Origin of the sequence: Methanobacterium alkalithermotolerans (genome assembly GCF_018141185.1) — an archaeon.
Classification (GTDB): Archaea; Methanobacteriota; Methanobacteria; order Methanobacteriales; family Methanobacteriaceae; genus Methanobacterium_F; species Methanobacterium_F alkalithermotolerans.
Genome location: NZ_CP058560.1, coordinates 75,412 through 102,374 on the forward strand (window position 1 = coordinate 75,412; position 26,963 = coordinate 102,374).

At 34.8% G+C, this 26,963-nt stretch carries 25 protein-coding genes; 12 read left to right on the plus strand and 13 right to left on the minus strand.

What is annotated here, in order from left to right:
* Positions 1 to 223 precede the first annotated feature (223 nt).
* The 3 genes from aroD to HYG87_RS00420 all read left to right on the plus strand — a co-directional run bounded on the left by aroD (position 224) and on the right by HYG87_RS00420 (position 2,660).
* Positions 224 to 886, plus strand: coding sequence for a type I 3-dehydroquinate dehydratase (gene aroD / locus HYG87_RS00410; RefSeq protein ID WP_211533277.1), 663 nt, complete (start codon positions 224 to 226; stop codon positions 884 to 886).
* Between the two features lie 99 nt (positions 887 to 985).
* Entirely contained in the window at positions 986 to 1,609 is a 624-nt protein-coding gene (locus HYG87_RS00415) for a S24 family peptidase (RefSeq protein ID WP_211533278.1), read from the plus strand.
* 220 nt (positions 1,610 to 1,829) lie between these two features.
* On the plus strand, positions 1,830 to 2,660 hold the full coding sequence (locus tag HYG87_RS00420; protein WP_211533279.1) for a potassium channel family protein: 831 nt from the start codon (positions 1,830 to 1,832) through the stop codon (positions 2,658 to 2,660).
* A 42-nt stretch (positions 2,661 to 2,702) separates the two neighbouring features.
* On the opposite strand, the gene HYG87_RS00425 is transcribed toward HYG87_RS00420, so the two are convergent.
* Positions 2,703 to 3,065, minus strand: coding sequence for a response regulator (locus HYG87_RS00425; RefSeq protein WP_211533280.1), 363 nt, complete (start codon positions 3,063 to 3,065; stop codon positions 2,703 to 2,705).
* Between the two features lie 422 nt (positions 3,066 to 3,487).
* Between HYG87_RS00425 and csa3 the strand changes: the two genes are divergently transcribed.
* On the plus strand, positions 3,488 to 4,081 hold the full coding sequence (gene csa3 / locus HYG87_RS00430; RefSeq protein ID WP_211533281.1) for a CRISPR-associated CARF protein Csa3: 594 nt from the start codon (positions 3,488 to 3,490) through the stop codon (positions 4,079 to 4,081).
* 548 nt (positions 4,082 to 4,629) lie between these two features.
* On the opposite strand, the gene HYG87_RS00435 is transcribed toward csa3, so the two are convergent.
* Positions 4,630 to 5,907 (minus strand): ADP-ribosylglycohydrolase family protein, encoded by a 1,278-nt coding sequence (locus tag HYG87_RS00435; protein WP_211533282.1) that lies wholly within the window; start codon positions 5,905 to 5,907, stop codon positions 4,630 to 4,632.
* 149 nt (positions 5,908 to 6,056) lie between these two features.
* On the opposite strand from HYG87_RS00435, the gene HYG87_RS00440 reads away from it, so the two are divergent.
* Complete coding sequence (locus HYG87_RS00440) at positions 6,057 to 7,562, plus strand: MBL fold metallo-hydrolase (protein ID WP_211533283.1); 1,506 nt, start codon at positions 6,057 to 6,059, stop codon at positions 7,560 to 7,562.
* A 229-nt stretch (positions 7,563 to 7,791) separates the two neighbouring features.
* Positions 7,792 to 8,373: a class III signal peptide-containing protein gene (locus HYG87_RS11070; RefSeq protein ID WP_320055112.1), complete on the plus strand. Its 582-nt coding sequence runs from the start codon at positions 7,792 to 7,794 to the stop codon at positions 8,371 to 8,373.
* Between the two features lie 137 nt (positions 8,374 to 8,510).
* Here the strand turns inward: HYG87_RS11070 and HYG87_RS00450 are convergent, their stop codons facing one another.
* From HYG87_RS00450 to HYG87_RS00480, 7 genes are all read right to left on the minus strand, one after another.
* Positions 8,511 to 8,690, minus strand: coding sequence for a hypothetical protein (locus HYG87_RS00450; RefSeq protein WP_211533285.1), 180 nt, complete (start codon positions 8,688 to 8,690; stop codon positions 8,511 to 8,513).
* A 36-nt stretch (positions 8,691 to 8,726) separates the two neighbouring features.
* On the minus strand, positions 8,727 to 9,224 hold the full coding sequence (locus HYG87_RS00455) for a GNAT family N-acetyltransferase (RefSeq protein WP_211533286.1): 498 nt from the start codon (positions 9,222 to 9,224) through the stop codon (positions 8,727 to 8,729).
* A gap of 290 nt (positions 9,225 to 9,514) precedes the next feature.
* The gene (locus tag HYG87_RS00460; RefSeq protein WP_249164860.1) at positions 9,515 to 10,228 is read right to left on the minus strand and encodes a hypothetical protein; all 714 of its coding nucleotides are present in this window, start codon (positions 10,226 to 10,228) and stop codon (positions 9,515 to 9,517) included.
* Positions 10,225 to 10,560, minus strand: a complete 336-nt coding sequence (locus tag HYG87_RS00465) for a hypothetical protein (protein WP_211533287.1) — start codon at positions 10,558 to 10,560, stop codon at positions 10,225 to 10,227. The genes HYG87_RS00460 and HYG87_RS00465 overlap by 4 nt, the downstream gene beginning before the upstream one ends.
* A gap of 341 nt (positions 10,561 to 10,901) precedes the next feature.
* The gene (locus HYG87_RS00470) at positions 10,902 to 11,246 is read right to left on the minus strand and encodes a hypothetical protein (protein ID WP_211533288.1); all 345 of its coding nucleotides are present in this window, start codon (positions 11,244 to 11,246) and stop codon (positions 10,902 to 10,904) included.
* Between the two features lie 189 nt (positions 11,247 to 11,435).
* Positions 11,436 to 11,795 (minus strand): PepSY domain-containing protein, encoded by a 360-nt coding sequence (locus HYG87_RS00475; RefSeq protein WP_211533289.1) that lies wholly within the window; start codon positions 11,793 to 11,795, stop codon positions 11,436 to 11,438.
* Between the two features lie 139 nt (positions 11,796 to 11,934).
* A complete protein-coding gene (locus HYG87_RS00480) occupies positions 11,935 to 15,609 on the minus strand; it encodes a DEAD/DEAH box helicase (protein ID WP_211533290.1) in 3,675 nt (1,224 codons plus the stop codon).
* A gap of 446 nt (positions 15,610 to 16,055) precedes the next feature.
* Here HYG87_RS00480 and HYG87_RS00485 point away from each other — a divergent pair, with 446 nt between their 5' ends.
* The 4 genes from HYG87_RS00485 to HYG87_RS00495 all read left to right on the plus strand — a co-directional run bounded on the left by HYG87_RS00485 (position 16,056) and on the right by HYG87_RS00495 (position 17,709).
* Positions 16,056 to 16,334, plus strand: coding sequence for a cache domain-containing protein (locus tag HYG87_RS00485; protein ID WP_211533291.1), 279 nt, complete (start codon positions 16,056 to 16,058; stop codon positions 16,332 to 16,334).
* A gap of 63 nt (positions 16,335 to 16,397) precedes the next feature.
* On the plus strand, positions 16,398 to 16,523 hold the full coding sequence (locus HYG87_RS11015; RefSeq protein WP_256438689.1) for a hypothetical protein: 126 nt from the start codon (positions 16,398 to 16,400) through the stop codon (positions 16,521 to 16,523).
* Between the two features lie 90 nt (positions 16,524 to 16,613).
* Entirely contained in the window at positions 16,614 to 17,189 is a 576-nt protein-coding gene (locus HYG87_RS00490) for a nucleotidyltransferase domain-containing protein (protein ID WP_211533292.1), read from the plus strand.
* Positions 17,179 to 17,709: a hypothetical protein gene (locus HYG87_RS00495; RefSeq protein ID WP_211533293.1), complete on the plus strand. Its 531-nt coding sequence runs from the start codon at positions 17,179 to 17,181 to the stop codon at positions 17,707 to 17,709. Before HYG87_RS00490 ends, HYG87_RS00495 begins: the two co-directional genes overlap by 11 nt.
* Positions 17,710 to 17,717: 8 nt before the next feature.
* On the opposite strand, the gene HYG87_RS00500 is transcribed toward HYG87_RS00495, so the two are convergent.
* Genes HYG87_RS00500 through HYG87_RS10965 form a run of 4 tightly spaced genes read right to left on the minus strand, consistent with a single transcriptional unit; the run spans position 17,718 to position 25,709 of the window.
* Positions 17,718 to 18,905 (minus strand): PD-(D/E)XK nuclease family protein, encoded by a 1,188-nt coding sequence (locus HYG87_RS00500; protein WP_211533294.1) that lies wholly within the window; start codon positions 18,903 to 18,905, stop codon positions 17,718 to 17,720.
* A 12-nt stretch (positions 18,906 to 18,917) separates the two neighbouring features.
* The gene (locus tag HYG87_RS00505; protein WP_211533295.1) at positions 18,918 to 21,263 is read right to left on the minus strand and encodes a DEAD/DEAH box helicase; all 2,346 of its coding nucleotides are present in this window, start codon (positions 21,261 to 21,263) and stop codon (positions 18,918 to 18,920) included.
* A gap of 9 nt (positions 21,264 to 21,272) precedes the next feature.
* A complete protein-coding gene (locus HYG87_RS00510; protein WP_211533296.1) occupies positions 21,273 to 23,147 on the minus strand; it encodes a DUF2357 domain-containing protein in 1,875 nt (624 codons plus the stop codon).
* A gap of 9 nt (positions 23,148 to 23,156) precedes the next feature.
* Positions 23,157 to 25,709, minus strand: coding sequence for an MrcB family domain-containing protein (locus HYG87_RS10965; RefSeq protein WP_320055122.1), 2,553 nt, complete (start codon positions 25,707 to 25,709; stop codon positions 23,157 to 23,159).
* Between the two features lie 58 nt (positions 25,710 to 25,767).
* Here HYG87_RS10965 and HYG87_RS00525 point away from each other — a divergent pair, with 58 nt between their 5' ends.
* Together HYG87_RS00525 and HYG87_RS00530 are read left to right on the plus strand one after the other, a co-directional pair.
* Positions 25,768 to 26,283: a hypothetical protein gene (locus HYG87_RS00525; RefSeq protein ID WP_211533297.1), complete on the plus strand. Its 516-nt coding sequence runs from the start codon at positions 25,768 to 25,770 to the stop codon at positions 26,281 to 26,283.
* Positions 26,284 to 26,287: 4 nt separating this feature from the next.
* Positions 26,288 to 26,746 carry a DUF6884 domain-containing protein gene (locus HYG87_RS00530; protein ID WP_249164861.1) on the plus strand — a complete coding sequence of 153 codons (459 nt, stop codon included), beginning with the start codon at positions 26,288 to 26,290 and terminating at the stop codon, positions 26,744 to 26,746.
* Positions 26,747 to 26,963 lie beyond the last annotated feature (217 nt).

Sequence of the window (26,963 nt, forward strand, 5' to 3'; positions counted from 1 at the left end):
CAATACTAGAATTTAAGTTATATTTTAAAAACAGATTAAGGCCTAAATATAATATTATTTTTTAAGGTTGGTTTAGATAAAAACTAATATACTAGTTTAAAGGATATACTAATATATTCATCATTATATACATTGTTTTTATTATCAATATTTAACTGATATTAACTTTTAACTTAAATCTTAATAACTAAAATTATTTACTACTATAAGAAGGTGTATAAATTTGGAAAATGTTGTCCAGATATGTGTCCCTGTATTTGAAAAAACCCTGGAAAAAGCTGTTTTATCGGGGAAATCCTACCAAAAAATGGGTGCAGATTTATTAGAACTCCGGATAGATGCTCTGGATAATCCCACCCCCAAAATGGTGGAGGATATATTAGGGGAGCTGGAACTACCGGTTATTGCCACTAACCGGGTGGAATCAGAAGGTGGATTTTTTAAGGGATCTGAAGAAGAACGCATAGAACTACTCTTAGCCGCCAGTTCCCAGGCCCATTACCTGGATATAGAACTTAAAACTAAAGAGGAGTTACGCCAAAGGGTGATAAAATCAGCCTCTAAATCCATTATATCTTTCCATGACTTTAATAAAACCCCGTCTATCGTTTCCCTACGGAAGATTGTGGAAGAAGAACTGAGCCTGGGGGATATTGCCAAGTTCGCGGTTATGCCTCACAATATGGAGGATACTTTAAGGGTGCTTAAGATTATTCAGGAGTATCCTTCCACTTTGGGACTGGCCATGGGATCCTATGGTAAATACACCCGGGTGGTTGGGCCTTTATTTGGTTCACCCTTTACTTTTGCTTCTGGTAATAAATCCACTGCCCCGGGACAGATGGATATTAGCACCACCCGCATGATTATAGATGAACTGATTTAATAAGCATATATTTATTACTTAAAATAAAATGATTAAAACTAGAATAGATTATTATTATCAAATACATTTAATATTATCCAACACTTTAATGGTGAAATCATGAGAAATAGTACTAAAATTCTGGTGGGTTTCATGGTACTGGCCCTGGGTTTAGTAGTGGCCTCTTCTATTGCTTTATCCTCAATAGAACCCACCCTTAATGTTAATATCCAGACTGATGGTTCATCCACCACGGTAAGTTCCTATACCTGGTGGGGTATGGTACCTCCTGAAATGGATCGGGAAATGGCCCAGTATGCAGCGGGAGCCATTAACGAACCTTCCAGTTCTCTGGAGAGCATAGAAGCTGGGGTTAAATCTATTGCTAATAAATATAACTACACCCAGGTAGATATCACCCTTAAGTCCCAGTTTGGTGAAGACCAGCTACCCTTAATAGCGGTGGTAAAAGGAAATTCCATGGTTCCCACCTTATATGACGGTCAAAGTATCACCGTACTAAAAACCGCAGATATTAAAGAAGGGGATATTGTGGTGTCCTTCCATCCCACCTATGATTTAATAGTAAAAAGAGTCAGTATCATTGAAGAAGACCGGGTTTATCTCATCAGTGATAACAAGGAAGTGGAAGTAACCTACACTGCCACTTCAGTAATAACCCGCACCCCCCTGAATACCTGGGTCCCCCGGGGAGATATTATTGGAGTAGTTAAATCCTACTAAATGTGGGGACTAATAAACTAATTTTTTTTTTTATACGTTTTCCCCTATTATTCCTGGTTTTCCAGGGATAATCACTATATTTTCCTTGAGAAATTTAGGGATAATAACTCTCCCATTCATCTAAAATAATCCTTGAGCTCCCCCGGTGGAATATTTAATATAAGATAAGGCTCCATATAAATAAAACATATTGGCTTTTATAATTGTAGAGGGTTTCAGAATGAGGGATAAGATAAAAAATATAATGCAGCAGTTTTTGCAGTTCTATTTAACCATACTAATTATACTCATTGTGGTGGATGTGGTTCTTTTAATTGTTTTAACCCTGGATCAATCCCGGATTTTTGAGTTTTTCCAGATAAGTTCTTCTACTGTGGTAAATATTTACAATTTTGATTTAATGGTTTCGTTGTTGCTATTTATAAATTTATTAATGGTACTTATCACCAGAGAGGACCGGAGAGATTTTATAAAGAATAACTGGGTTTTTATTCCAGCGGTTATACCCTTTGACTTTATATTCCTGGGACAATTAGGAGTCACCCTCACCCTGCCTCTGGCTATTTTACGGGTGATTCATATCCTGGCCCTCATTCGTACCATAACAAAAATGGGATCCACTTTTGTCAAGTTCACCAAAAAAACTGGTTTAAGTTATGGTATCACCATTATCACCATACTATTTTTATGTACCTCCTTTAGCTTCCTTCTGGTGGAAAGGGGTGTTAATCCTGAAGTTAAAAATTATGAGGACTCCGCCTGGTATACCGTTACCACCATGACCACCACCGGTTACGGGGATATTGTGCCGGTAACCTCCTGGGGACGGTTTATAGGTGCCTTTATGATGATTTCTGGTTTGGCCTTCACTGGATATGCCACCGCATCTGTGGCCAGTATGCTGGTGGATAAATTCCGGGAAGAACAAGACAAGGATCGTAAAGCACTGGCCCAGATATCTCAAAAACTAAACCAGGAAAGGAAAAAAGAAAGTGAAGAAATTAAAGAGTCACTGAATGATATTTTAAAAAGGCTGGATGAGAAAAAATAATTGTTTAAACTTTTTTTACTAATCTAAGGGAGTATTATATAATTATTTCAGGGCCAGCTGAATATTAATCCGTAATTCCTCATTATTTAAGGGCTTAAGCAAATAACAATTAGGATTAATCTCCAGGGCACTATCCACCACTTTTGGATCCATATAAGCACTGATAATGATTATCGGGAACTTGCTCCAACTTTTTAATTTTTTTATGGTTTCAATACCATTGATTTTTCCTTTTAAATGGATATCGGCCACGACCAGATGGGGAGGGTGCTTTTTTGCAATTTCCAAAGCTTCACTACCTGTAGAAGAGATGAATACTTTATCATATCCCCATGATTTTAACTTGGTTTTAAGTTCCAGGGCTATTAGACCTTCATCTTCCATTATCAGGATATTTTTTTCCATATTATCTCCCCTTTATGAGTATCAGGTAACTCCTATTATAAGCTATTTTTTTTGCAATCCCTTATCATAGTTACTGCTTTATAAGCACCCCCTATATAAATTTAATGTTTTATATTCAATATTTTTAAAATTATTTGATAGTTTAGGAATATTATTTAACTTATCATAAAAAAAATCTTATTTAAACTTTTTAGATTAACATTTACTTTGCTGTAAGAACAATTAATAATCAATAAAATAATATAATAAACAGTATAGTAATTTACAGCTTAAAAAACAAGATTTAATACATTGTGGGTTAATAGCACATTTATTTAAGGAAAATATATATAAAGTAGTTACAACATAAGGGCATACGATAAGATAGCATTGTTCACCCTGTATATATATTGTGGGTATGAACATCTAAGGAAAGTGATATTATGGAAACAACTATGATTTCCACCATTTATTCCATTGAGCCGGTGATGATCTGTATCACCCAGTTTTCTCCCAAAAAGGTAGTGCTCTTAAGGGAGGATAAGGCTCCAGATGAGAAAAATAAAGTGGAGCAAATTTTGAATGATACAGTAGGTAAATTTATTGAAATTGTATCCCATGAAACCAGCTTATATGACGTGGTGCGGGTAGCTCAGGACACGGCTGATGTGATTGATGAAGAAAAAGCAGCCGGCAGAAGGGTGGTAGTTAATATCAGTGGGGGACGTAAACCTCAAGCTTTAGGTGCTCTTTTTGGTTGTTATGCCCGGCACCAGGAAGTAGAAAGAATAGTATATGTCACTGAAGAAGACAGTGAATTAATTGATCTACCTATACTCAACTTTGGTATTTCTAAAACTAAAAAACAGGTTTTAGAGTCTCTCATTAATGGGGAGAGTTCGGTTAAAAACCTGGCCATAAAAATCGGTATCAGCCGGGGTATGACCTACAACCACATCCGTGAATTACGGGAAATGGGCTTTATTGATCAAAATAAACTGGAAATTACTTCTGCTGGACAGCTGGCAGTAATCTAATTTCTTCTTTTACTTAGATTATTTAAGCAGAGCTAATAAACTAAATTTTCTCCTTTACCTTTATTAAAATATATAACTGACCTATTTTTTTTTATTTATTCTGGTGTATTTAATTTACTTTGGAATTCTAAAAAGGAATGGAATTTACAATCTGATCTAAAATAATTAATATTTGAAAAATTCCAGATGCCTGGAGCTATGATATGATAAGTTTTTAGCTAATAATACCGTATTAAAGATGTTTTTAGGTAACATTTGCATTGTAATATCCCACCTTTTTAGTTCACTTGTGTAATTCATTTCACTTAGTAAGAAAGTGTACCTGATTACACTAATGAACTTAATAAAGAGTAAGCTAGATTTCACCAGTTAAATCTTTAAAGTATTTAACTAAGGCAATGAATTTTTAATCAATGAATCAGGCTTTTAAAGCATTATTTTAAATTAAAAAGAAAAATTAATCCGTATTATTTCTTCATATAATTTGAATAGTTTAGGAGGGTATAAAATTCCTTAAAAAAAATACTATAATTCCAATTTTTTTATATCTACCACTCTGCATGATAAACCAGTCTCTGGCTTAAATCCATTATAAAATCACAGCAGGCCAACTTATCCAACCATTCCAGGGGAATACTCTTTTTACCATAATAAGCCCCGGCAAGCTGACCATAAATAGCCCCCACGGTATCCGCATCATCCCCCAGATTCACCGCCAGAAGAGCACCACTTTTAAAATTATCCGAGTTATAAAAGGCCCATAAAGCAGCCTCCAGGGACAGAACCACATAACCCCTGGCCTTAATCTGTGGAGGGTTTTTTGTTTTATAGGATCCCTTAATTACTTCTTTTAGTTCTAAATTAATCTCCTCTGTAAAGGGGTGATTATCCGGGGATAATAATTTATCTTTATCCTCACCTAAAAGGGCCCTCCAGAGTAGATGGGCAAAGTAGGTGCAGCACTCCACCACCAGGGGGTGCTGGTGGGTGGTGCAGGAGCTAAGCCGGGCATACTTTAAGACTTCTTCTTTTTTAGAGAAAAAATAGATGGGTATGGGGGCTATGCGCATCAGGGAACCATTACCTGCAGAATTACTATGATCTGGCCCAGAATAGGGTTCTTGGGTATCGGCAAAGTGTTCCAGAGCCTCCCGGGTGGTGTTACCTATATCAAAACACTCCCCATTAACTGATAAATATCCCTCCTGGTACCAGGCCAGGTAGCGTTCCATCTGGTCCTGAGGGTCAAAGCCCTTACTATCAATCAAACTTTTAGCCAAAGCCAGGGCTAAACTGGTATCATCACTCCACTCCCCTGCTTTAAGGTTGTGGGATCCACCTTCCCTAAAACCGGTAACTTCTTTAAAACTCCCGGGGGCATTAAATTCCACCGGCACGCCCAGGGCATCTCCCACAGCCAGTCCTAAAAGGGAGCCGTACATGCGGTCCTGGGTTTCTGTTTGGATAATTTTTAATCTTTTTACCAGTTTTCTTAAATTTCCCTGGGCAATGAATTCACTTAAAAAACCAGGGGAGTAACGATCAGCCATCACCACCCCACTAAATACCTCTACCAGACTGCAGATATCTGCTTTTTCCAGGTCTTCTGGTAAATGAGGGGATTTATTAAATACCTGAATGAAATGTTCCATGTATAGTTTATTTACCAGCTGGAACACTTCAAAAGAATAGATATAAGGATCAATAAGGTCCGGGTCATCTTCTCCTTCGTAGTGGTGGTCCGGGGGGTGGCGGAAAAATTCATAGTATTTTAAAAACCGGGCAATATTGGCAGGGGAAGGGATGATCATTTTTTCATGCTCCATTAATATTAATTAAGGGAGATACTTTAGCATAAAATTTATGATTTAGATTATACCAAATTAAATAAAAAGTTATATGGGTTAAAGTAAGTATTCCGGATTTAAACCAGCTAACCGGTTATAATTTAATAATAGATAGGGGGAGTAAAAACATGACTAAATTTAAGTTCTATGGTGGGGTGGATGAAATAGGGGGAAATAAGGTACAGCTTATTTCACAGGAAAACTCTATCTTCTTTGATTTTGGTAAGAGTTTCAACCGGGAGGGTGAGTTTTTCTCGGAATTCTTACAACCCCGTAAATTTAATGGTATTATGGATCTGGTGGAATTTGGACTCTTACCCCCTGTAAAGGGTATCTACCGGGAGGACTACCTTAAAAAAGCCGGCCTACAACATACTCCCCAGCCCTCAATTCAGGGGATTTTAATAAGCCACGCCCACCTGGACCACATGGGATACTTACACCACATCCGGGAGGACATACCATTCTACATGACCCGGGATAGTCACCGGATTATCCGGGCTCTGGAGATGACGGGGATAGCAGGATTTAATAATTACACCACCTATCAACCTGATTTTCTACTTTTACCTAAAAAAAGATTGAATAAGAATTCTAAAACCACTCATAAGCGGGCTGATGCCAGGGATGGGATTAAAAAACCCCGGCCAATTGAAATCATGGAACCCTACCAGGAATATGAGCTGGGAGATTTAAAAATCACTTCAGCCCCGGTGGACCACTCCCTACCAGGATCCTGTGCTTTTATGAGTGATGATGGTGAAGAAGCAGTTTTATATACCGGGGATTTCCGGTTCCATGGTCTTCGGGAAAGAGAAACCCTGAAGATGATTAAAGAAGCTAAAAAATTCACCCCCACCACCATTATCACCGAGGGTACCCGGATTGATCGGGACCATAATCGGACTGAAGCAGATATTAAACTAAAAGCAGCTGATAAAGCCCTGTCCCATGATGGGCTTTTGATTGTTAATTATCCTTTGCGGGATCTGGATCGTTTTTATACATTTTACCAGGTAGCAAAAGAAAGCGACCGGACCATGGTGGTGAATACTAAACAGGCCTTTTTATTAAATGAGTTTGGAGGTGATGGTTACCCTGGCCTGAAGGATGTGGCGGTATATGTACCCCGCCGGGGCTGGGGATTACTGGGAGGAGAATCCCAGGTGTGTATGGAAGATGAATGGATTTACTCCTGTGAGTTAGGAGAAGAATACCTGGACTCTGATTACAAGGGATGGGAAAAAGACTACATCAACTGGGATAATAATGTTAATTACCAGGACCTGCAGGAAAAACCAGAAGATTACATCTTCCAGTGTGACTACTTTGAATTTAAAGAATTAATTGATATAAAACCAGAAAATGCGATTTATATTAAATCTAAAACTGAACCCTTTAATGATGAGATGGAGATTGATGCCCGGAGGGAGAAAAACTGGTTGGAGCACTTTAATATTCAGATTGAAACCGGGTACCATGCCTCCGGTCATGCCCATGGAGTGGAGATACTGGAAATGATACAGGAGATTGCACCAGAGAAGGTTTATCCCATACATACCCGTCATAAGGAGAAGTTCCAGGTACTGGAAGATGATGGTATTAAGGTGGTGGATCCGGAGCAAAATAAATGATGGAGTTGAATATTCAGGTTTAGACGGCCCTGCATTAAAATATATGAGGGGAAAATAAACCCTTATTTAGAAATTATCCCCTGAAAGATAAGTTATTATGTTCAAATATCACTAATAGTTTATTTTATCTGATTTAGGTAGCCAGGGAATGCTACTGGGGACTTTACCGTTTAATTATTATATTATAAAATCAATATAATACTCTGAATGCATGGAGGTGTATTTTAGGTTGCTAACTAATGATAAACGTGGCCAGGGAGGGGCAGAATATTTACTGCTTCTAGGAGGGGTGATTGTAGTGGCTATTATGGCTATTATGATCTATCAGAGTTACTTTAATATGGGATCTGGAGATGGTGAACCGGTGGATGTCACCATGAATATCACTCATATAAACAGTCCCTTTGCTTTAAAATATGTTTACCAGGTTAATGATACCACCAATAATACTAATTCTGTTATACGCTCTAATACTGGACAATTCCAGTACCTGAATCGGGGTCAAACCAATTCGGTTTATCTGGGGAAAATGAATCCCGGGACCAGTTTCACGGTTATGGTGGCGGTGGGCTGGCCGGTAACTCACCAGTATGATCAACCAGGTTCTGACTGGACCGGTAATAATCGCTGGGTAAGGGTGGATCTGGCCATGGGAGATGAGGTAAGTAGCTGGGTAGTAGCAGGACCCTATGATTGGAGGAAGAATCCTTCAGGAGCGGTAATTAAATCATTCACCGTACCAGGAGGAGGGGGAGGAATACCCAACCTCATGGATGATATATTCGAAGTAAGAAATAAAACCTCACCCTGATTTTTTAAATTAAGCACCTTTACTGGTGCTAATCCACCTTTTCTTTTTTTATGGTTATCTTAAGGCTTCAAGTTAAAAATATATGAATTTAAAAGTTTGGTTTTTTTAAAATTTTAATCAATTAAAACTGCTATTTTTTATCCATCATCAACTTTTTTAGATTTTTTATAGGATGATATGATACTGCCTATTACAATTCCAATTCCTGCTCCCATGGCAGCACCCAGAGCCAGATTATTAAATATTATTCCCAGAGCAGTACCTATTCCCACACCCATTACCAGTCCAGTTCCAACCCATTGATCTTCTTTAGCCATTATAATCACCCATTTCTTTTTGGTTAAATATTAAAATTAAAGCTTCAACTCTCTTATAATTTCTGTATATAATATTCTATTTTTTCTTTCAACTTCCTTTAAACCATGTTTTTGGTAGATTATTTGAGCTTCCCTTTCATTGGAAACATCAGAAGTATAGAGTCGCAGGTAATCCACCTTCTTACTCCGGGCCTCTTTAATGGTATAGGTAAGTAATTTTGTCCCGATTCCCTTACCTCTTTCTTCCGGGGCTACACAAAACCAGAAAAGCCATACTGCTTCATCTGCATCTTTTAAATAATTATAAAGGCCGGTGGTACCCACCACCTCCTGTTTTTCATTTACCGCCAAGTAGATATCTAAAATATCTTTAATTCCAAATAAATTCATGATTTTTTTAAGTAGCCAGTTATCAGGAGAGGTGATAGCCATTAAATTAAATTGTTCAGATAGGCTTCTATAGGGGAATACTCTTTTTATTAATTTTTTTGCTTCAGGAAGGGTTTCTTCTGTAGCAGGTACAATCTTAACCATATAAAATCCTCTTAATCGTTGGAATAATGTAATTATTTAAATTAGGAGGTGGGAATTATTTTCTATTTAATTACTTCCCTGGTGGGGTTTACTTCATCTGGATTATAGGGGCTTTCATCCTTTTAGCACATGATGGACATTTTACATACTTCCATCCATAAGTTTTACTGGAATCATCTCTACTCAGGCCCTGGGGGCTTATAAGATTAGTAAAATTTGAAACTCATTCCCCACTTATTAAAAAGGTAAATTTCTTTTTTTTTAGTTCAATTATTCAAGTAAATTATACTTCATCCTTTTTTTGTAAGATTAATATTAAATACTTTAAACATTTTTTTCAAGGGCTTTCTGTAAATGTGAAGGTGTATAAATGTCCCCAGCACCATCAATAAAGCTAATTCTGCGTGCCAGTATGTTATCCCTGAATTATATGCTGTAGAAATACCTAATTTAATCATTAAAGTTAGTAAAACTCCTGTCAGGCCAGTACCTATATAACCAATAGTTACCAGGATATTCCATATTCTTTTGTGCTGTTTAGGTTTTAAAATCCTCTTTTTAAATAGATAATATGTGAAAAGATAGGACCCTATGATTATTATGGTGACGGGAAGTATGTGAAAATTTGATCCTTCATTAGCCCCTTCTAAGGCGTCGGGCCCGGTATCAGAAACTTCTAATCCATTATCATCAACGGGATTTATGGTATCATTATCACTATCAGCTGAACTATTTTGAGTATTAGATGCTGCAGAAAGGGCCAGATCGCATGATCCGCTCCCATCTAAATCTATATATCTGGAACATTGTCCGGGGTAGGGATCATAATCAAGGCCATAGGGACACCCTGCGGCACAGGAGCCTTCCATGGTTGCAGCGGCAATTATAGGTGCTGTGGCCAGTGTTCCCCATATTTTAGCCTGACGGGGAGATAAATTATTATAAAAAGACTTGGCCCGGATAAAAGAATGTTTAATCTTTTCTTTTATTTTGTCTTTTTTCATGAACCCATCCCCTTCTTTTTATACCCAAATAATGTTTTTTTAGTACTTTTCCAGTAAATATGAAAATGAAAAACAGTTACCAGAGTCAGGGTTATTCCTAATTCCACATGCCAGAATAAAAGGCCAAAATTTATGGTGGATACAACTCCCATTTCCATTAATATCATGAGTATAAATCCAGCCCCACCTGAAATAATAAATGAAGCCAGTAGTATTATATTCCATAAGTTAATATGCAGGCCCTTTTTTATTAATCCCCACTTGTAAAGAGTATAGGTGGCCAGGTAAGCGATTAAAAACGGGAGAGATGGTATTAATATATTATAACTCATAAATCATCCTCCTTAATTATCCGGGGTTTTTTTTTAAAAAAGTAATAAAAAATAATTATTATTCAACTGGAAAGTGATTGGCCCGCATTTTTTAACAATCACTATCTACTTTTTAGAATTTTTATAGGATGATATAATCCCACCTATTAAAATTCCCATTGCTGATTCCAAGGCAGCACCAAGAGCCAGATTATTGAAATAATATTCTCAGAGAGTACCTGTTCCCACACCCATTACCAGTCCGGTTCCTACCCATTGATCCTCTTTAGCTATTATATCACTGTTATTAATTCTTTAATTCGGTTTTACGAGTTAAGTTAAGCTCAAGTTTTCAACTTGGGTTACTTCATCTGGACTATGGCGGCTTTCATCCTTTTACCACACTCAGGACATTTTAAATACTTCCATCCATAAGTTTTACCGGAGTTATCTCTACCCAGGCCCTGGGGGCTTATAAGATCAGTTAAAATTGAAACTTGAAACTCATTTCCACAGCTAGTACAATGGTAAAGAGCTTTTTGGGAGTGGGAGAAAGCCAGAATAATCATTCCTGAAACTGTTATCAGGACCCATATGTACCAGTAAAGGGGTAGCAATAAAATGGCTGCAATAACTATGCTGGAGAGGTAGACTATTAAATAAATGATGGTTTTTTTCCAGTCTTCTGTGGTGGTTTCTATTTTCATTTTAAGCTGCTATCCATAAATAAACTTGATTTAGTAATTTTAATTCTTTTAATTAGTGAATTATTATAATTTTTGCAGGAATTTACCTTATTAAAATAGATTTGGTTTTTTAGGGGTTTTTTTAAATTCAATGTACTGCAATTAAAAAAATAAAAAAGGCAGGGATTAAAATATCCCTTTTTTGGTTAATTATCCTCTACCCAGAACCTGTCCAGTGGTGGCATCAATATCCACCCCATCAACGGCCTGTCCCTGGGCATCAACTATCTGCACATTCCATACCAGTCTACCATCATCCCATCGATAGAGCCGGGGGTTAGCAGCCACAAATCCTCCTTCAGCTATCACCTGGGTATTCACAATCTCCATGGCTTCCTGGGCGGAAATAGCAGGAGTTTCAGTTTCATTAGTTACCGTGGTGTTATTGGTGGTGATGTTAGTCATATTAGTGGTATTATTTACCGGTGCCGGGGCCAAAAACAGGGTATAACCGGCTCCGATAATAATTAGTACCGCAATAACCACCAGAATTATAATCTTTTTATCCAAATTCTTCACCTCCTCGGGTAAACAAATAGTTCTTAATGATATATAAGTTTTTAGAGGCCTTATTTATTGTGTTTAAATTTTTTTTTTTTTAACATAATTCCGATTAGCCCTCATTTTTAACTTAATTTACAGGTTCAATTTATTTTCTCAATTTCAGCACTTCTTTTAATTCATCACTATTCATTTCGGTTATGAAGTTTTCTCCAGTTGTCACGGTTATATCGGCTAATTCTTTTTTACTGCTAAGCATATTATTTATTTTTTCTTCAAATGTTCCGGTAGTAATAAGCCTGTAGACCATTACATTATCTTTTTGTCCGATTCGATATGCTCTATCTGTGGCCTGATTTTCAACAGCAGGGTTCCACCATAAATCATAGTGAATAACATTTTGTGCTGCTGTTAAATTTAAACCGGTTCCTCCAGTCTTCAAGGAGATAATGAATATGTTATGCTGGGATTTATTTTGAAAATCATGAATTATTTTATCTCGTTTTTCTCGAGATAATGAACCATGCAGGAATAATGATTCTGTATTGAATTTTTCATCCACCACTTTTTTCATTATATTGCCCATTTGAACATACTGTGTAAAAATTAGTACTTTCTCCCTATTTTCTATGATATTTTCTAAAATATTAATCAAAACTTCCATCTTTCCAGAATCAGGGATGTTAATTGTTTTTGATCTGGAAAACTGAGATGGATGATTACAGATCTGTTTTAAACTATTTATTAATTTAAAAATAAGTCCTCTTCGATCTATACCTTCACTGGCATCTATTTCATCCATTAAGGAGTCCATCATCTTTTTATACAGTGCAGTTTGCTCAATACTTAATTTGCAGTAGACATCACTCACTATTTTATCTGGTAGTTCTTTTATTATTTCTTTATCTGTTTTCAGCCTTCTCATGATAAAGGGATGAGTTATCATCCGGAAAGTTTTAAGAACTTTTTTATTTCTTTCCTTTTCAATGGGTATGATAAACTTATCAGTGAATTTCTTAAGGGATCCTAAATAATGGGGGTTTATAAAATCAAATATACTCCAGTAATCAGTTAGCCTATTTTCTACTGGTGTACCAGTTAATGCAACTTTATTATCAGATTTAATGACTTTAATAGCTTTAGTTTGTTTAGCATTAGGGTTTTTAATGTTCTGAGCTTCATCAACAACCATCAAATACCATTTTTTATGTTTAAATTTTTCCAGGTCACTTCTTATAGTACCATAAGAGCTTATAACCACATCATAATCATCTTTTTTAGGAAATTTACGCTTATTCCCGTGATATATAAATGGTTTAAGTGTTGGAGTGAATTTTTTCATCTCATTTTGCCAGTTAAAGAGTAAGCCGGTGGGAGCAATAACCAACACCTTTTTTTCATCGATTAATCCTTTATTTTTCAGATGTAAAATTGAACTTAAAACCTGCAAAGTCTTTCCCAATCCCATATCATCAGCAAGAACACTGCCAAAACCAAGATTAATGTTTTGCAGGAGCCAGGAGAATCCTAATTTTTGATAAGGTCTAAGTTCAGCATTTAGATTACCTGGAATCTCCAGGTTATCATATTTTTTAATCTTTTCTAAAAGAGACTTAATATTATAATCAATATTAACTTCATTATCTTCTAATTTCCCACTAATTATGGCCTGAAATAGATTATTTTGACTTAAAGTTTCAGGTAATTTATTCAACTTTTTTATGAAGGATTTTATTTCTTTTTCATCTAAAATGACATAGTTATCTTTTATTTTAATTATTTTTTCAGATTTTTCTAAAATATTTTGAAATTCGGAGGTACTGATGTTATGCTCACCAATTGCTACTTTCCACTGGAATTTCACAAGTTCCTGCAGTGAAAGATACGTTTTTCTCTTTAAACTAAGCTCTTTAGTGCTTTTTATATCAAGTACAAGTTTAGGTTTAACGTTTTTGTCCAGACTTTTAGGGAGGAACACTGAAATTCCCATTATTTTCAATAAAGGAAGTATATCCTGTAAAAATATAGAAAATTCATTGATATGTAGATTAATAGGCGTTTTTAAATCAATAATTTTTCTAATTGGAGGGAAGTACTCCTGTATTAAGTAGATATCTGAGAGTAACTCCAGTTTCCTATGGTTTTCTTTTTTGAGGGAAAGAAATTTATAGACCTCTTCGGGAGGTGTATTACCATCTCCAACTTTAAGATGAATACTGAAACTTTCTTCACTCTTTATTTCTTGATTTTGCACAGTTTCTTCTATGATTAAATAGAGATCATGATCTCTTTTCCTTAAATATAGGTTTGAAAGCCATTGGTCAATTAAAAATTCATATCCACTGGTCCGGAATTCATTAAACTTTAATCTTTCTTTAAAGAAAAATAATTTAAAAACAGGATCATTAGCTTGTCTTTCTAATATTTTAGGCATACCCCATCTGGTGTAATGTTCCATTATTCCTGAAATAATAAGGCTTATTCCAGTTATTACCTGTTCTTTTCGGTTTATTCGTGAATTTTTATAACAAATCAGATTATCAGGGCACAGGGAATACAACTTTTCACATATTTCCTCTATTTTTTTATCAAAAAGACAGGGTACCCATCTTATAAGATAAGCATTATTATTTAATTCTATAATTTCGGGAATAATACCCTGCTTTTCTACAAGTTTTAATGAAAATTGAAGTAGCAAGTGTAGAAATTGTATATTATAATGATATTGAAGTTTATTGGTAGGAGATATTTCCACCAGAAAGCCTAATAAAATGTTTTCCAGATGCTGATTATTTTTTAGAGTAAAAGGGTTTTCCTCAAGGGTATCTTCTTTTTCATCTGGAAATATATTATCCTCAGTTAGGGATATATTTGAAATTCTATAATCATCATCCATAACTAAATAGAATTCCTCCCATAACTTAGGATTATTCCATTTTATGGATAAATATCTCTCTTTCCATTCTACTAAAGTCTCATCATCTCTTTTAGACAACTTAGAGAGTTCTATGGATTTTAAGGATATGAAATCGTTGTTGTACTCATTATTGAAACGATTGTAATTATAGTAATTTCTAGAGTGTCTGGCCATTGATTTGTATACTCTTTCAATAACATCTTTAAAGTCTTTATCATAGAAAAGGGGTGATGGTTTAAGGAGGGTTAATATATATTCAGACAGAATAGGGATATCCGAAAAATCAATGCCCTTGCTGATATCATATTTTATTGTTTCATCTGTTTTTTCGATTTTATTCTGGAAAATATCACCAATACTGGTGATTTTTCGAACCGTCATATCTTCAACATTATCCAGATGGACTATAATACCCCGCAAATCACAGTTATGAAGGTCAAATATTCGGAAAGGATTTTTATCAATTTCTATACTTATCATATAAATTAAACTGGCAATATGTTTACAGGGAAGTGCATAGTCCGGGCAGTTGCATTCGGCACTAATATCCCCCCATGATTGAGGGAATAATTCCACTCCAATTTGTGTCAATTTATAGTAAAGTTCTTCTGGAAGTTTTTTATTTAAAAGTCCGGCAAGAATTGAGGGAGAATTATTTATAACCTGAGCAATGAGTTCTTTTTCATCTAGAGTAAATGATTGCAGCTTCAATTTAGTTTCATAGTATTTTTGGTAGTTACCCTCAACTTTTCCCGTGATTATATTTCCATTAAGAGCGATGTCATAGACTTTACCAGTGTTAGCATAAGATTTTCCCCGGGGTAATCTATTGGTAAAGTCAATATTTTTAAGGGCATCCAGCCATTTTCTCCCCCACCAGGTTTTTCCATATTTTAAAATTGCCATATAAATCATTTTCAGGGTGGTTTAAAGTTTATGAGGCCATAAGAATTAAAAAAATTGTTCTAACTAGTAATTTTTTAAATGTTTTTAAGTTAAAATTTGCAGTATAAACAAAAAAACTATACCTTAGAATCTAAGACTAATGCAGATTTAATTTTCCATTTTAATTTTCCTAATAAAATAATCTCCCTCTTAGACATTTATTTATCTTTCAGATTTATAAATCTACATAAATCAGATATTAAAGATAATTTCAATTTTAAATGCGTTTCAAGACCTAAAAGCTTTTAATTAGATGATTTATTCTTTGGAATTTGCTTATGAGCTTGAAAAAGATGGAATAATGTTTCTAATAAAATCATTTGGAAACTGGATAGTTCTTACTGGTCCAGTGGGGTGATACCTATTAACTAAAAAATCATATAATAGTATTATGGGGGTGGTATTCTATGGATAAATTAGAGGGAATTATTTTTATAATCATCGTCCTGGTGGCTTTTTCTGGCTTTACCTACCAGGAAACACAAATTAATGAAAAAAAGGATGATCTTTTAATCTATGTTAATGCGGCGGTTATGCTAATAGAAAATGAAGGGCCAGGAGCATTTTCTCAATTTTATACTCCCGAATGGTTTAAAGGAGATAAATATATCTTTATCTGGAGAATGGATGGGGTAAGATTGGTCTATCCTCCAGAACCAGAGAAAATTAACCAGGATATTGAGTAATCTACAGGACTATGAGGGAAAACCTATTGGAGAGATTTTCCTGGAAACTGCCCGGAGTGGTGAATGGTTGGGTGGAGTACTTATGGCCTAAACCAGGATACTCATCCCTCCCGTAAGGTGACCTATATTAAACGGGTAGATTATGGGAATAGTAGTTATCTGGTGGGGGCGGGGGTTTATATTAATTAATTCCAACTTATTTTACTATAAGTTAAGTATATTAATAATCTAATACTAAATAATATGGTAGAACTACCATAATGTTATGGTGATATTACCATGAATAAAAAGGATTCCCCCATTATCATTAATTTAATTGAAAAAGGCATAGCTTCAACTAGCATCAGCCAATTATCTAAAGACATAGAAATTGATTATAAAACAGTCTATGAAATCGTAAAAAGATTAGAAAAAGAAGACATAATTACTTTAGAAAAGTTTGGTAAAGCATATAATGTTATTTTAAATAAAAAAAACCATCCTATTATTTTTGAAGCTGAATATAAAAGAAGAGAAACATTGCTTAAAAATCCAGATTTTAAAATTCTCTACCATAAACTAAATAATCTTCCTTTCCCGTTCATTGGCTTGATTTTTGGATCGCAAGCTAAAAATGATGCACATCCCAGATCAGATATTGATCTTTTAATAATATGTGAACAAAATAGAGAAAATGAATTTGAAAGCCTAATTTCATTATTACCTCTGAATATTGACCTGAATATCTTTAATTTTGAAGAATTTATATCCATGATTAAAAATAAAGAATTTACGGTGGTATCTGAAGCCATAAATAATAATATAATATTAGTAGGCATTGAGGAATATTACAGGATGTTAGAACATGCAAAATAAAAACCGCATCCAGCAAGCAGAAATAAATATTAAAATTTATCACCGTGACGGTCTTATAAAAAGAAAAGCACCTGATGAGAATATAATTAAAATTTATCAGAAAAACTCTCATGAAAGTTTAAAGGTAGCTGATTATTTATTTAAAAAGGATATTTCAACTTTATGGGTTATAGTATGTTCTTATTATGCCATGTATTATATGGCCAATGCAGTTCTATACAAAATGGGATATAAGGTAGGAGATAAAATTTCCCACAAAGTAACCAGTGATGCTCTAATATATTATGTTAGAGACAAACTTGAAGAAAAACTTTTAGAAGATTTTGAAAAAGCTAAAAAAGAAGCTTTAGAATTAACTAAATTAACAGCCAATGATTTAATAGAAAGTTTTGAGTTTGAAAGAATGAAAAGATCACGTTTCCAATATAATATGCTAGAATCTATCAAAATTTCAAAAGCTGAAACTTCTCTAAATCGATCCAAAAAATTTGTTTTTGAAATGGAAAAGTTACTAATGTAAGGTCTCTATCAAGGAACAGTAGGCTTCTGAGACAAAGGATCTGGATTATTACAAAAAGTCCTAAAATCACATGCATCACAAGTCCGAGCCTCCGGTCGAGCCTCCCAGGAGTTTTGAATACCCTTACCCTTTATTTCTTTTAAAAGGCAGTTTTCAATTTCATCCACCACCTGATCAAATTCTCCAAGAGAACGGTGCACAGAATCAGGTTTTACATCCACCAACCTTAAGGATCTTCTGGTTTTAAATTCCTCTGATAACCGGGGTGGTGGGTTATTAGTTTTCCACTTTAAAATTTTTTTTAAATCATTACCCTGAGGGATTATATCGGTATTCTCACCAACAACATCCTCTTTAATATCCTGCATATCCTTGGTGAAGGGTACTAGTTCGTTTATATAAAATAGGATCCCTTTTACTACTGGGGAGGATTCTTCTTGCCGGGACCTTAACCAGGCATAGGTTAGTATCTGCCACTTATGATAATCCCAAGTAGAAGAACTCAAAGGGGCCCGCTTCATACCCTTATAATCCATGATAATCTCATACTCTTTACTATCCAGGGCTTGGACTTTTTCTTTAAATAAAGGATCTTCTTCTAAAAATTTAACTAAAAGATTAGAAGAAGAGTGCACTTCCAAATTAACTGAGCTGATCACATCCACAATACCGGTGATGCCATAGTAATTAGATCGGCTAAAACCCTCTTGGTAGTGGGGCATATCCCTTATACCCTTTAATCTTACCTCGGCACTGGTTATTAAAGGAAAAAGATGAGGTCCCCAGGTATTTATAGCGGCTTCTGCTCGTTGACTTGCTACTAATTTATGGGGATGGTTTAAATCCATGCAAAAACCTTGTTTATGACCCTCCTCATTGTAGGGACAGAATAAATTAGAAGGAGGGTTTAGACCCCGGGCCCGCATTCTCTTATCAATTAGCATTTCTATGGGTCGGATTTCTTTTTCCCAGTCCCAGGGGAATTCTTTTAAGTTATGATCACGCCACTGGAGGTAGGCTTCTTCTAAGACCCCATGGATAAACTCCCCAAACCACAACTGGATAGGCATAGAAGGTGGTAGGGTTCCCTTATTCTGGTAACGGTACTGTAATCCGCAGGTAAGAAATGCTAATAAATCACCAGTTAAACTGTATTCCGGGATGATGTAGGGTTTAGAGCGTACCGATAGCGTCATTTTTACAACCTCTTAAATAAATATTATATCCTTTAATCCAGGCCAATTCAAGTTTCTATCCCAACCAGTGGCCACATTAGGTATTTGTTTACCATTTTGGTATCCTTCCATCACACTATTAAGTCCCACCAAGAGGAGCACATCTTGAGCCCGACTGTAAGATACAAAATATAAACGGAATAAGTCATCAAAGGCCCTATCCCGCGGGCTTCTAGGTGGTGTTCCCAGGGGTGAATATTTTCTTAAAAAATCCTCTAAATTGGAGGATTTACCTCCATCTTGGGGATAACGTTTAAAGGCCTGGGTGTGGTGATTTATTCTAAATTCAGATCCCACATCCACCACCACCAAGGGAAACTCTAAACCCTTAGCTTGATGCACCGACATGATACTAATCCGGTTAGAGGGTAAGGTGTCTAGTAAGTTTTCATCCACCTCAATAGCCCCGGTGGCCAGAGGCACCATAATATTCCACATAGCATCTTCAATAGATTTTTGTTCTAGTTCCGGGATCTTACTATCAAAGATGATTTCCCCTCCAAAACTACTAAAGAGTCCGGTCTGGGCAATGGTACGGGTAACCGCTTCTAAGTATACTAAGCCTTCCACATCTTCTTGTAAAGGTTTAATCCAAGTAACTAACTTATAAGCTAACTCCATAACCGTTACTTCTCTTATCCAAGACTTTCGACCTAAGGGCTGTCTTTTTTGCCAGGCTTCTACAAATTGGGCTAAAGAAACCGGTTTTTGGGGTTTAGGACTTGTTTCTATAAATTTATGGGCTTCTTTTCGCCAGGTATGGAAATTTTTCCGGGCAGCTAAGGGTAATTTTTCTATATCATTTTCAAAAACACTCTCTGGATCCAAACATTCTAATATCAAACCACATAAAATTTGGGCTTCTTTTACCCTTTCTAAGTCCTCTCCTCGGGGATTAAATACCTCCATAGATGGGTTACGCATTAACTGCTCCCTTAAATGTAAAGGCAATCGTTTTTTTCCACTAGCATTTCGCTCTAGAGGAGAACTACATAGTATGGATATGTCTGCAGCTGAACCCTCTTGGGGATGGGCTTTAATTAAAAGATTTCCTCCCTTATATTGAATATTCACACCTTCCCCCTGGATTACTTTTTTAATAAAACGACTTAAATCATAGGCTAATATATCTACACTTGGTCGGAACATGCCTAATATGGGAAAATCAATGTGCTTTGGATTTCGGGCTGCTTCAATTAAAGGTTTACTATCTACTCGAACCTCCTGAAAGTGGGGATCTAACTGGGCAAAGTAGTTACATAAGTTCACAATGTTTTTAGTGGAGCGATAATTTTTAGATAAATTAATTAAACCTACTTCTATTCCTAATTGATCCTGGATCCGAGTTTTAAAATTAGTAAATAAATCCACGGTAGCTCCTCTAAAGTGATACAAGGATTGATCATCATCCCCTACCACGGTGATACTACCCCCATTTTTAAGGGCGGCCTGGGCAAATTGAAAGTAAATCTGCTCTTGTAGGAGATTAGTATCCTGATACTCATCTACTAAAACAAGTTTTAATTGGGATAAGAAATCCTCTAACTTACCCTCTTTTAATACTCTTAAGAACTTTGCTTCTAACATGGCAAAATCATATAAAAAACGAGAATCTAATTCCTGGATATAATCTTCAATAGCCTTAAAGGCTAATTGGGGACCTAAAGCAGTTTCTTCTTTTTTAAGCTTTTCAAAATCAACTTGATCGTAATAAATATGGTCCTTTATTTCGAGTAGTAGTTTGGCCATCTCTGCTACATTGAATTTAAAACTTGTACCGCGAAGATCAACTAGAAATTCTTTTAAATCTTTTACGTGATAACGGTCCTCTTTAAATAATCCTACCCGCATCATCAAGGCTGAGGCTACAAAATCTTCAATAACTACTGGTGGAGGAGAACCAGGATCCCGGTGGGTTCTTAAAACGTCTTCAGAGATACTATCCAAGGTTCCAGTGATGATTTGATTAAAATCTAGGTTTTTTAGTTTAGGGTGGATATTTGAGTATTGTTTGTCATTTAGTAGGTATTGTCTGATTTCATCTCCCCAGGATAGTATGCGGGATCGTAGTTCTGATGCTGCTTTTCTAGTGAAAGTGGTGGCTAGGATGCTGGCTGGTGGAACATCATCTACTAAAATAAATTTAAGAATTTTTAAGACCATGACTGTGGTTTTACCACTACCTGGGCCGGCTACTAGGAATAAGGATTGGTTTTTAGGTGAGGAGATGGCTTGGTTTTGGGGTGGGTTTTCATTGTGGCTGATTTTTCGATCTAATATTTGGGTTACTATTTTTTCGTATTCACTCCAATCTAACATAAAATCCACCTATATTTCTAATCCCCAACGATTTATCAAATTCAATAATACAGCTGTAATAAAATCTCCCAAATCATATTTTTCTTTTTCATTATCGCCTGGATTTAAAGGAAAAGCTCCAACAGAAGGTATAGGCTCACCAGGAACCACATTAAAAAGTCCCTCCCGGGAACCAGGATAAAGCACATAGGCCCCTTCAGTTTTTAAAATAGCATCCTTATAGGTATGCATCTTGTAAATATCCCCATTTTTAAATTTATGGAGTCTTTCTTCCTCAGCGTCCCTTTTATTTGCCTCTTTTAAATCATGGAATATTTTTTGTTCTTCTGATCCAATCTTCTCATAAAAATCAAGGACTTCCACTTCCGAGCGATACTTAGCATCAAAGTGGATAAAAAATATATTACCATCTAAATCAATTAATAAAGAATAATCTGGTCTAAAAGGGAGTGAATAAGATTTTTTTCTGGTATTCCTGGAAAATAAACGATTATACATTAACTTAACTTTAACTTTCCTACCTTCAACCTCTATATTAAATATCTGGGCTGATTTTTCACCCTTCTTGATATTTATAGACCACTCATCTTTATTTAATTCAAAAATATCTGCAAAGTCTAATTTTTTATTAGAAAGTTTATTTAGTACTTCTAGGAGCTTGAAGTAACACCAGTACTCGTATAATTCACTGAGTTTTCGTTCATAGCCTTTGAAATTATCACTTATTTCCTCCCAGGATAATCTAAATGATAGTTCTAAGCTCAGGAAATATTTGAGGATATCCCGGTAACCTTCTCTTTTTTGCAGGACCTGTGAATTTAAGGGAGCATATTCCATTTTACCTACATCTTTTAACCACTTAGAAGATAGATAATAACCCACCTCATCACTATAATCACATAATTTATCTTTAACATAACCTTCCTTAGATTTTTTAATTAAATCCAGAATCAAAATATCCAGGGACTCTAAAAAATACTTAAAAAACCGGTTTTCAGGTGTATCCACACTATCTTGGTAGTTAATCTGATGGATATTATGGGGCATATAATTTTTTAATTTTATCGGCCAATGGGAAGGCGTATTTTTAGATTGATACAGATGGGCCCCATTGGATAAAAATTGGATAATTTCCCCTGGACCAACACTAGAGGCATAAGTTGCTGGTACCATCTCCTGGTAACTATCCAAGTGGGAGTATAAGTTTCGGATTAAATACTCATAGGTAGCAGGTAAATTCTCTTTTCTAAATAAATATTCTAAGAGCATGAAATCCTCATATAAAGTGCTCTTTTTTTTATAGTCTAGATTAAAATCTTGAAATAAGGGAGATTTAAGTTCATAGATTAAAGCAGAACAAATTTCAGATAAATCAGCAATCATAGCCGGGTACTGATCATAATACTTAATCTTTTTTGATCTAACCTCAATTGGAATAGATTTAGATCTAACTGAATCTTTTTTAACATCTAAAAAGGATTTACCCACATAACTTCTAAAATTCAAGGTTCCAGCACACCTATAAGAATGCTCATCATCCATCTGGAACCTTAAAGGCTCAAAAGGATTATAATTAGTATGGCTATTACTTAGATGAGGTAGCACCGTGAATTTAACTGATTCTTCTTTTTTAGACTCAAATAATACTTGATAATGAGTCTCCTCTAAAAACATTAAAGGTGCAAAGTGATGCTTACCTAAATGGGAACAATATTGGATAGGGGTTGTATTATCTGGTATTTCTACTTGAGGCACATTCTTATACTGAATATTATTGATTTCAAATTCACTATTAAATTCTACCTCAGTTAAACTAATAATACTCAAATTTCCCAGGGGATTATTATATTGATCCTCTAGTGGTATGATAATTTCCTGCTGCATAAGAATCTTCTAATTTATAAAGGACACATATCTTTGCTCAAATAGCACCTTTTCCATTTCTTTAAGCTTTTTATAGGAATTTGGGAATCTTACTTCATCCTGGTTATCTAAACACAATTTAGATAATTCCTGGATAACTTCTCCTAACACCCGTTCAGATCCATGTAACTTAGGGAGCATTTTTTGTTTAATCTGGGCATCAAAGTAGCGCTCCCAGTTAATCCATTTTGATGGTTGTTTTTCATATTTCCAGGCCACATACATGAATCTTAGGATCTCATTTATTACTCGGAATCCAAAATCAAAACCTGCTTTTTTAAGGGCTTCTTGGAAGTTTTCTAATTCATCCCCTAATATCTCCCATAATTTATTACCATCAGGGGTTTGGATATCTCCTAAAACTTGGCCTAGTTTATTAATATCATAATTTCTAACTTCCATGTCCTGGAGAGGGTTTTCTAAATACTCAGTATTCCCTTTTAAAGTTTCAAGCTTTGTTATATTTTTCATATAATTTCTAGCTGAATAGGTTTCAAATTCCAGGGTATTAGCACGGTCCAGGACCTTGGGAGAGAACATGTAAGTGGTTTCATCCACATTAACCGTTCCTACCACCAGGAGGTTTTTTGGGATTTTTAATTCATTTATAATCTTATCTTCTTGGCTATGTAAGGGGATGGTTTCTCCACTTTCTAGAGCAGATAAAAAATCAGCAAAATAGCGTTCCACATGGGATAAATTCATCTCATCTAAAATAAGAAAATGAGGTAAATTAGAGTTTTCTACTTTCTGGGCATCTAAAATTAATTCTAAAGAAGGAGTTTTTTGATAGCTTTCGGTTATTAAGTTATAGAAACCTAAAATGTGTCTATTTTCGGTCCAATTGGCACCTACAGGGATTATTTTGTATTGTAGGTTTTCTGTGGATGGAAGTTCAATTTCCAAGTCTATTCTTTTTTGAGGGTCATCTTTTGCCAAATGTGATAAGTGGTTTTTTAATTCCTGGTTTTCGTCATTATAAAAAATTCTAGTTAAAATATTTAATTTTCCTGTAGCAGGTATATCATCAACTTTGATATTATATTGGCCTTCGATATCATCTATTTGGATTAAATCGTTTACATCATCCCTTTTCAAGGACCATCCACCACTATTTGATGATTTACCTACCTTAACACTGGTTTTAATACTTTGGGCTTTTGGTTTGTTGGTTGAAACATACTGGGCAAATAGTTGTGCCAACTTAGTTTTACCGGTTCCTGAATTACCCGTAAGGATCACAAAGGGCTTGACTTTAAGGGATAGTAGGTAGTTTTCAATGGTTTCTGGGGGGAATAAATAGCCTTTATTTAGGAGGTAATTGTGAAATTTTGATTCTAATCCTTCTCCAATAATCTCTTCAGAGTCATCTTTAGTTATTTCATCATCCCCATACTTAATTTTATTAACCTCTAATACAAAATTACGAACATTATATGGTAATTTAGGATCGTTTAATTTCCCAATAAGTACCATATTCGTTTTTTGATCCCCATCTTGGACTAAAGTCCAATCACCCTCATATCTTTCTTCAAAATCTTTTTTACCAAAAGTTCCACCTAATTTCCCCCGGTGAAGAACATAAATGTCATCATTTTCATCTTTGGCAAATACACCGGCCACTCTTCGATTAATGTCTTTTATAGGGAAATTGATTTCACATACAATATTAGAACTCTTGGGGGGTTCTGGTTTTTCTAGGCCAAAACCATTCCAATACCTACTTTCTTCAATTTCAAAACTTTGGATCCACATATTTAATTTATCAGACCAATATGTTTTTTCAGCTTCTTCTTGCCCTCCAGGGAAGCCTACACTCATCAGGTAGTCCTCGTTTGATAAATCAATAATAGATTTCGAAAATAGTTCTTGGTATTTTCGAATATCAGCTTCATCTTCTACAACACGTAGTAACTTATCTGGTTTAGTATTGGCTAAAAAATCATAAATTTCAATAAAATCATTCAAATCAGATATAAACTCATCATCAGAGGGTAAAACATCTGCAGAATAATATTTGGCATAAATATTTCCTGCCTCATAAAAAGGAGCATAATTTCCAGTACCTAAATTAATAGATTTTTCGAATTGATTATCATAATCTAAGTTATTATCAATTTTTTCTCTAAACGATTTAGAATTGTTTAAAAGATATTCTCTAGCTTTATTATTGCCATATTTGTTCCGAATCTCAGTTACACCTTGGTTTAAGGATAAATAGAATCCTTTCATATCTTCTCGGAATAAGTATACAATGTAATAACCTGACTGGGCGGTTTTGGTGATGTGGGGATTAAAAATACCAACCCAGGGTAAATTGGTCCAGTTACCTTTCCCAGGAGATCCAGTAACTATAAAATCGTTATTAATTACATTTTTTAGAAATTTTGGAACATCCTCACGCAATAGTTTGGCTAAAGGATTTCCTGTGAAATTTCTTTCTTTTGCTGAAAGATAATTTTTTAGTATTTGATCAAAATAATCTCTTAATATAATTACTCCCCCTAATCTTAATTTTTGTATTTATACTTAACTAGTTAAAATTTTTTATGATAAGATCATAATATAATAAGGGATTATTATGGTAAGTGGTGAAAAGTTAATAGAAAAAATAAATGAAGAAATCCAAGATTTAAATCTAGGATATGAAATCTTTGTAAAAGGTAAAAATGGATTAAACAACATTGTATTTTTTGATGAGCCAGATTTATATCCGGGAGAAAAATCTAGATTTAGAATAGGCAATGGGAGTATAATGCTCTTTGATGGCCAGAAACCTATTTTAGCCATTGAAGTTATACCCAATAAACCCACCCCACCTAAAGACATGGCTGGCCCTATTCCAGTGTATATGGTTTCTCGTAAAATAATATTAAATTTCAATAATGGAAAAGGTAGGGAGTATGAATTATTAGATAAATTTCCTTTAATTATAGTTGTTCCAGATCAGTCAGAAACAAAAAGAAAGCAAATCAATGACTTAAATGAAAAATTTAAGGGAATTTTTAATTTAAAAACAGAATATTCTGCTTTAAATGATTTTATGATATGTGTGGATTCTGATTTTAGTGGTATAATTAAAAGAATGTTAGATTGAATATATGAAAACATTATGTATCATACCCTGTGGAAAAACTAAAATATGGGATAAATATTTTAATATAGGACCAAATAGTGCTAAAGAAGTTTATATTGGCCCATTTTCAACTAAATGTAAACAATATGCAGAATTATTCCACCCGGATGATTGGTGCATATTATCTGCTAAATATGGATTTTTATATCCGGAGGATATAGTTTCAGGGCCCTATGATGTAAGTTTTAATTCTAAAAAATCTAATCCTATATCCTTAAAAGAGCCCTCTATTCAAATTAAAGATAAAAATCTAGATAAATATGATTCTTTGGTTGTCTTAGGTGGTAAAAACTACAACTTGATTATAAAAACTATTTTTGAAAATAAAAAACTTTCTTTTCCCTTGGAGGGATGTAAAGGCCTTGGTTTTATGATGAAAAAAATTAATGAGTTAATATCTAGTAAAGATCAGACGGGCCAATAAATCTTAGTTAAATTTTTTTAATCTGTTTTAAACCTAATGAATCCACATTTACATTATTTTTTTGTTTGAATCTACCTATGAGGGGTTATTATTCAATTGAAGTGCCAAAATGACCTTTTCTTTAAGAGAACAGAAATTTAATTATACTTCTTGGGCCTAATCTGACCTAATGAGGATAATATTATTATTTATAATAAATAAATATTCTAATGAGGGG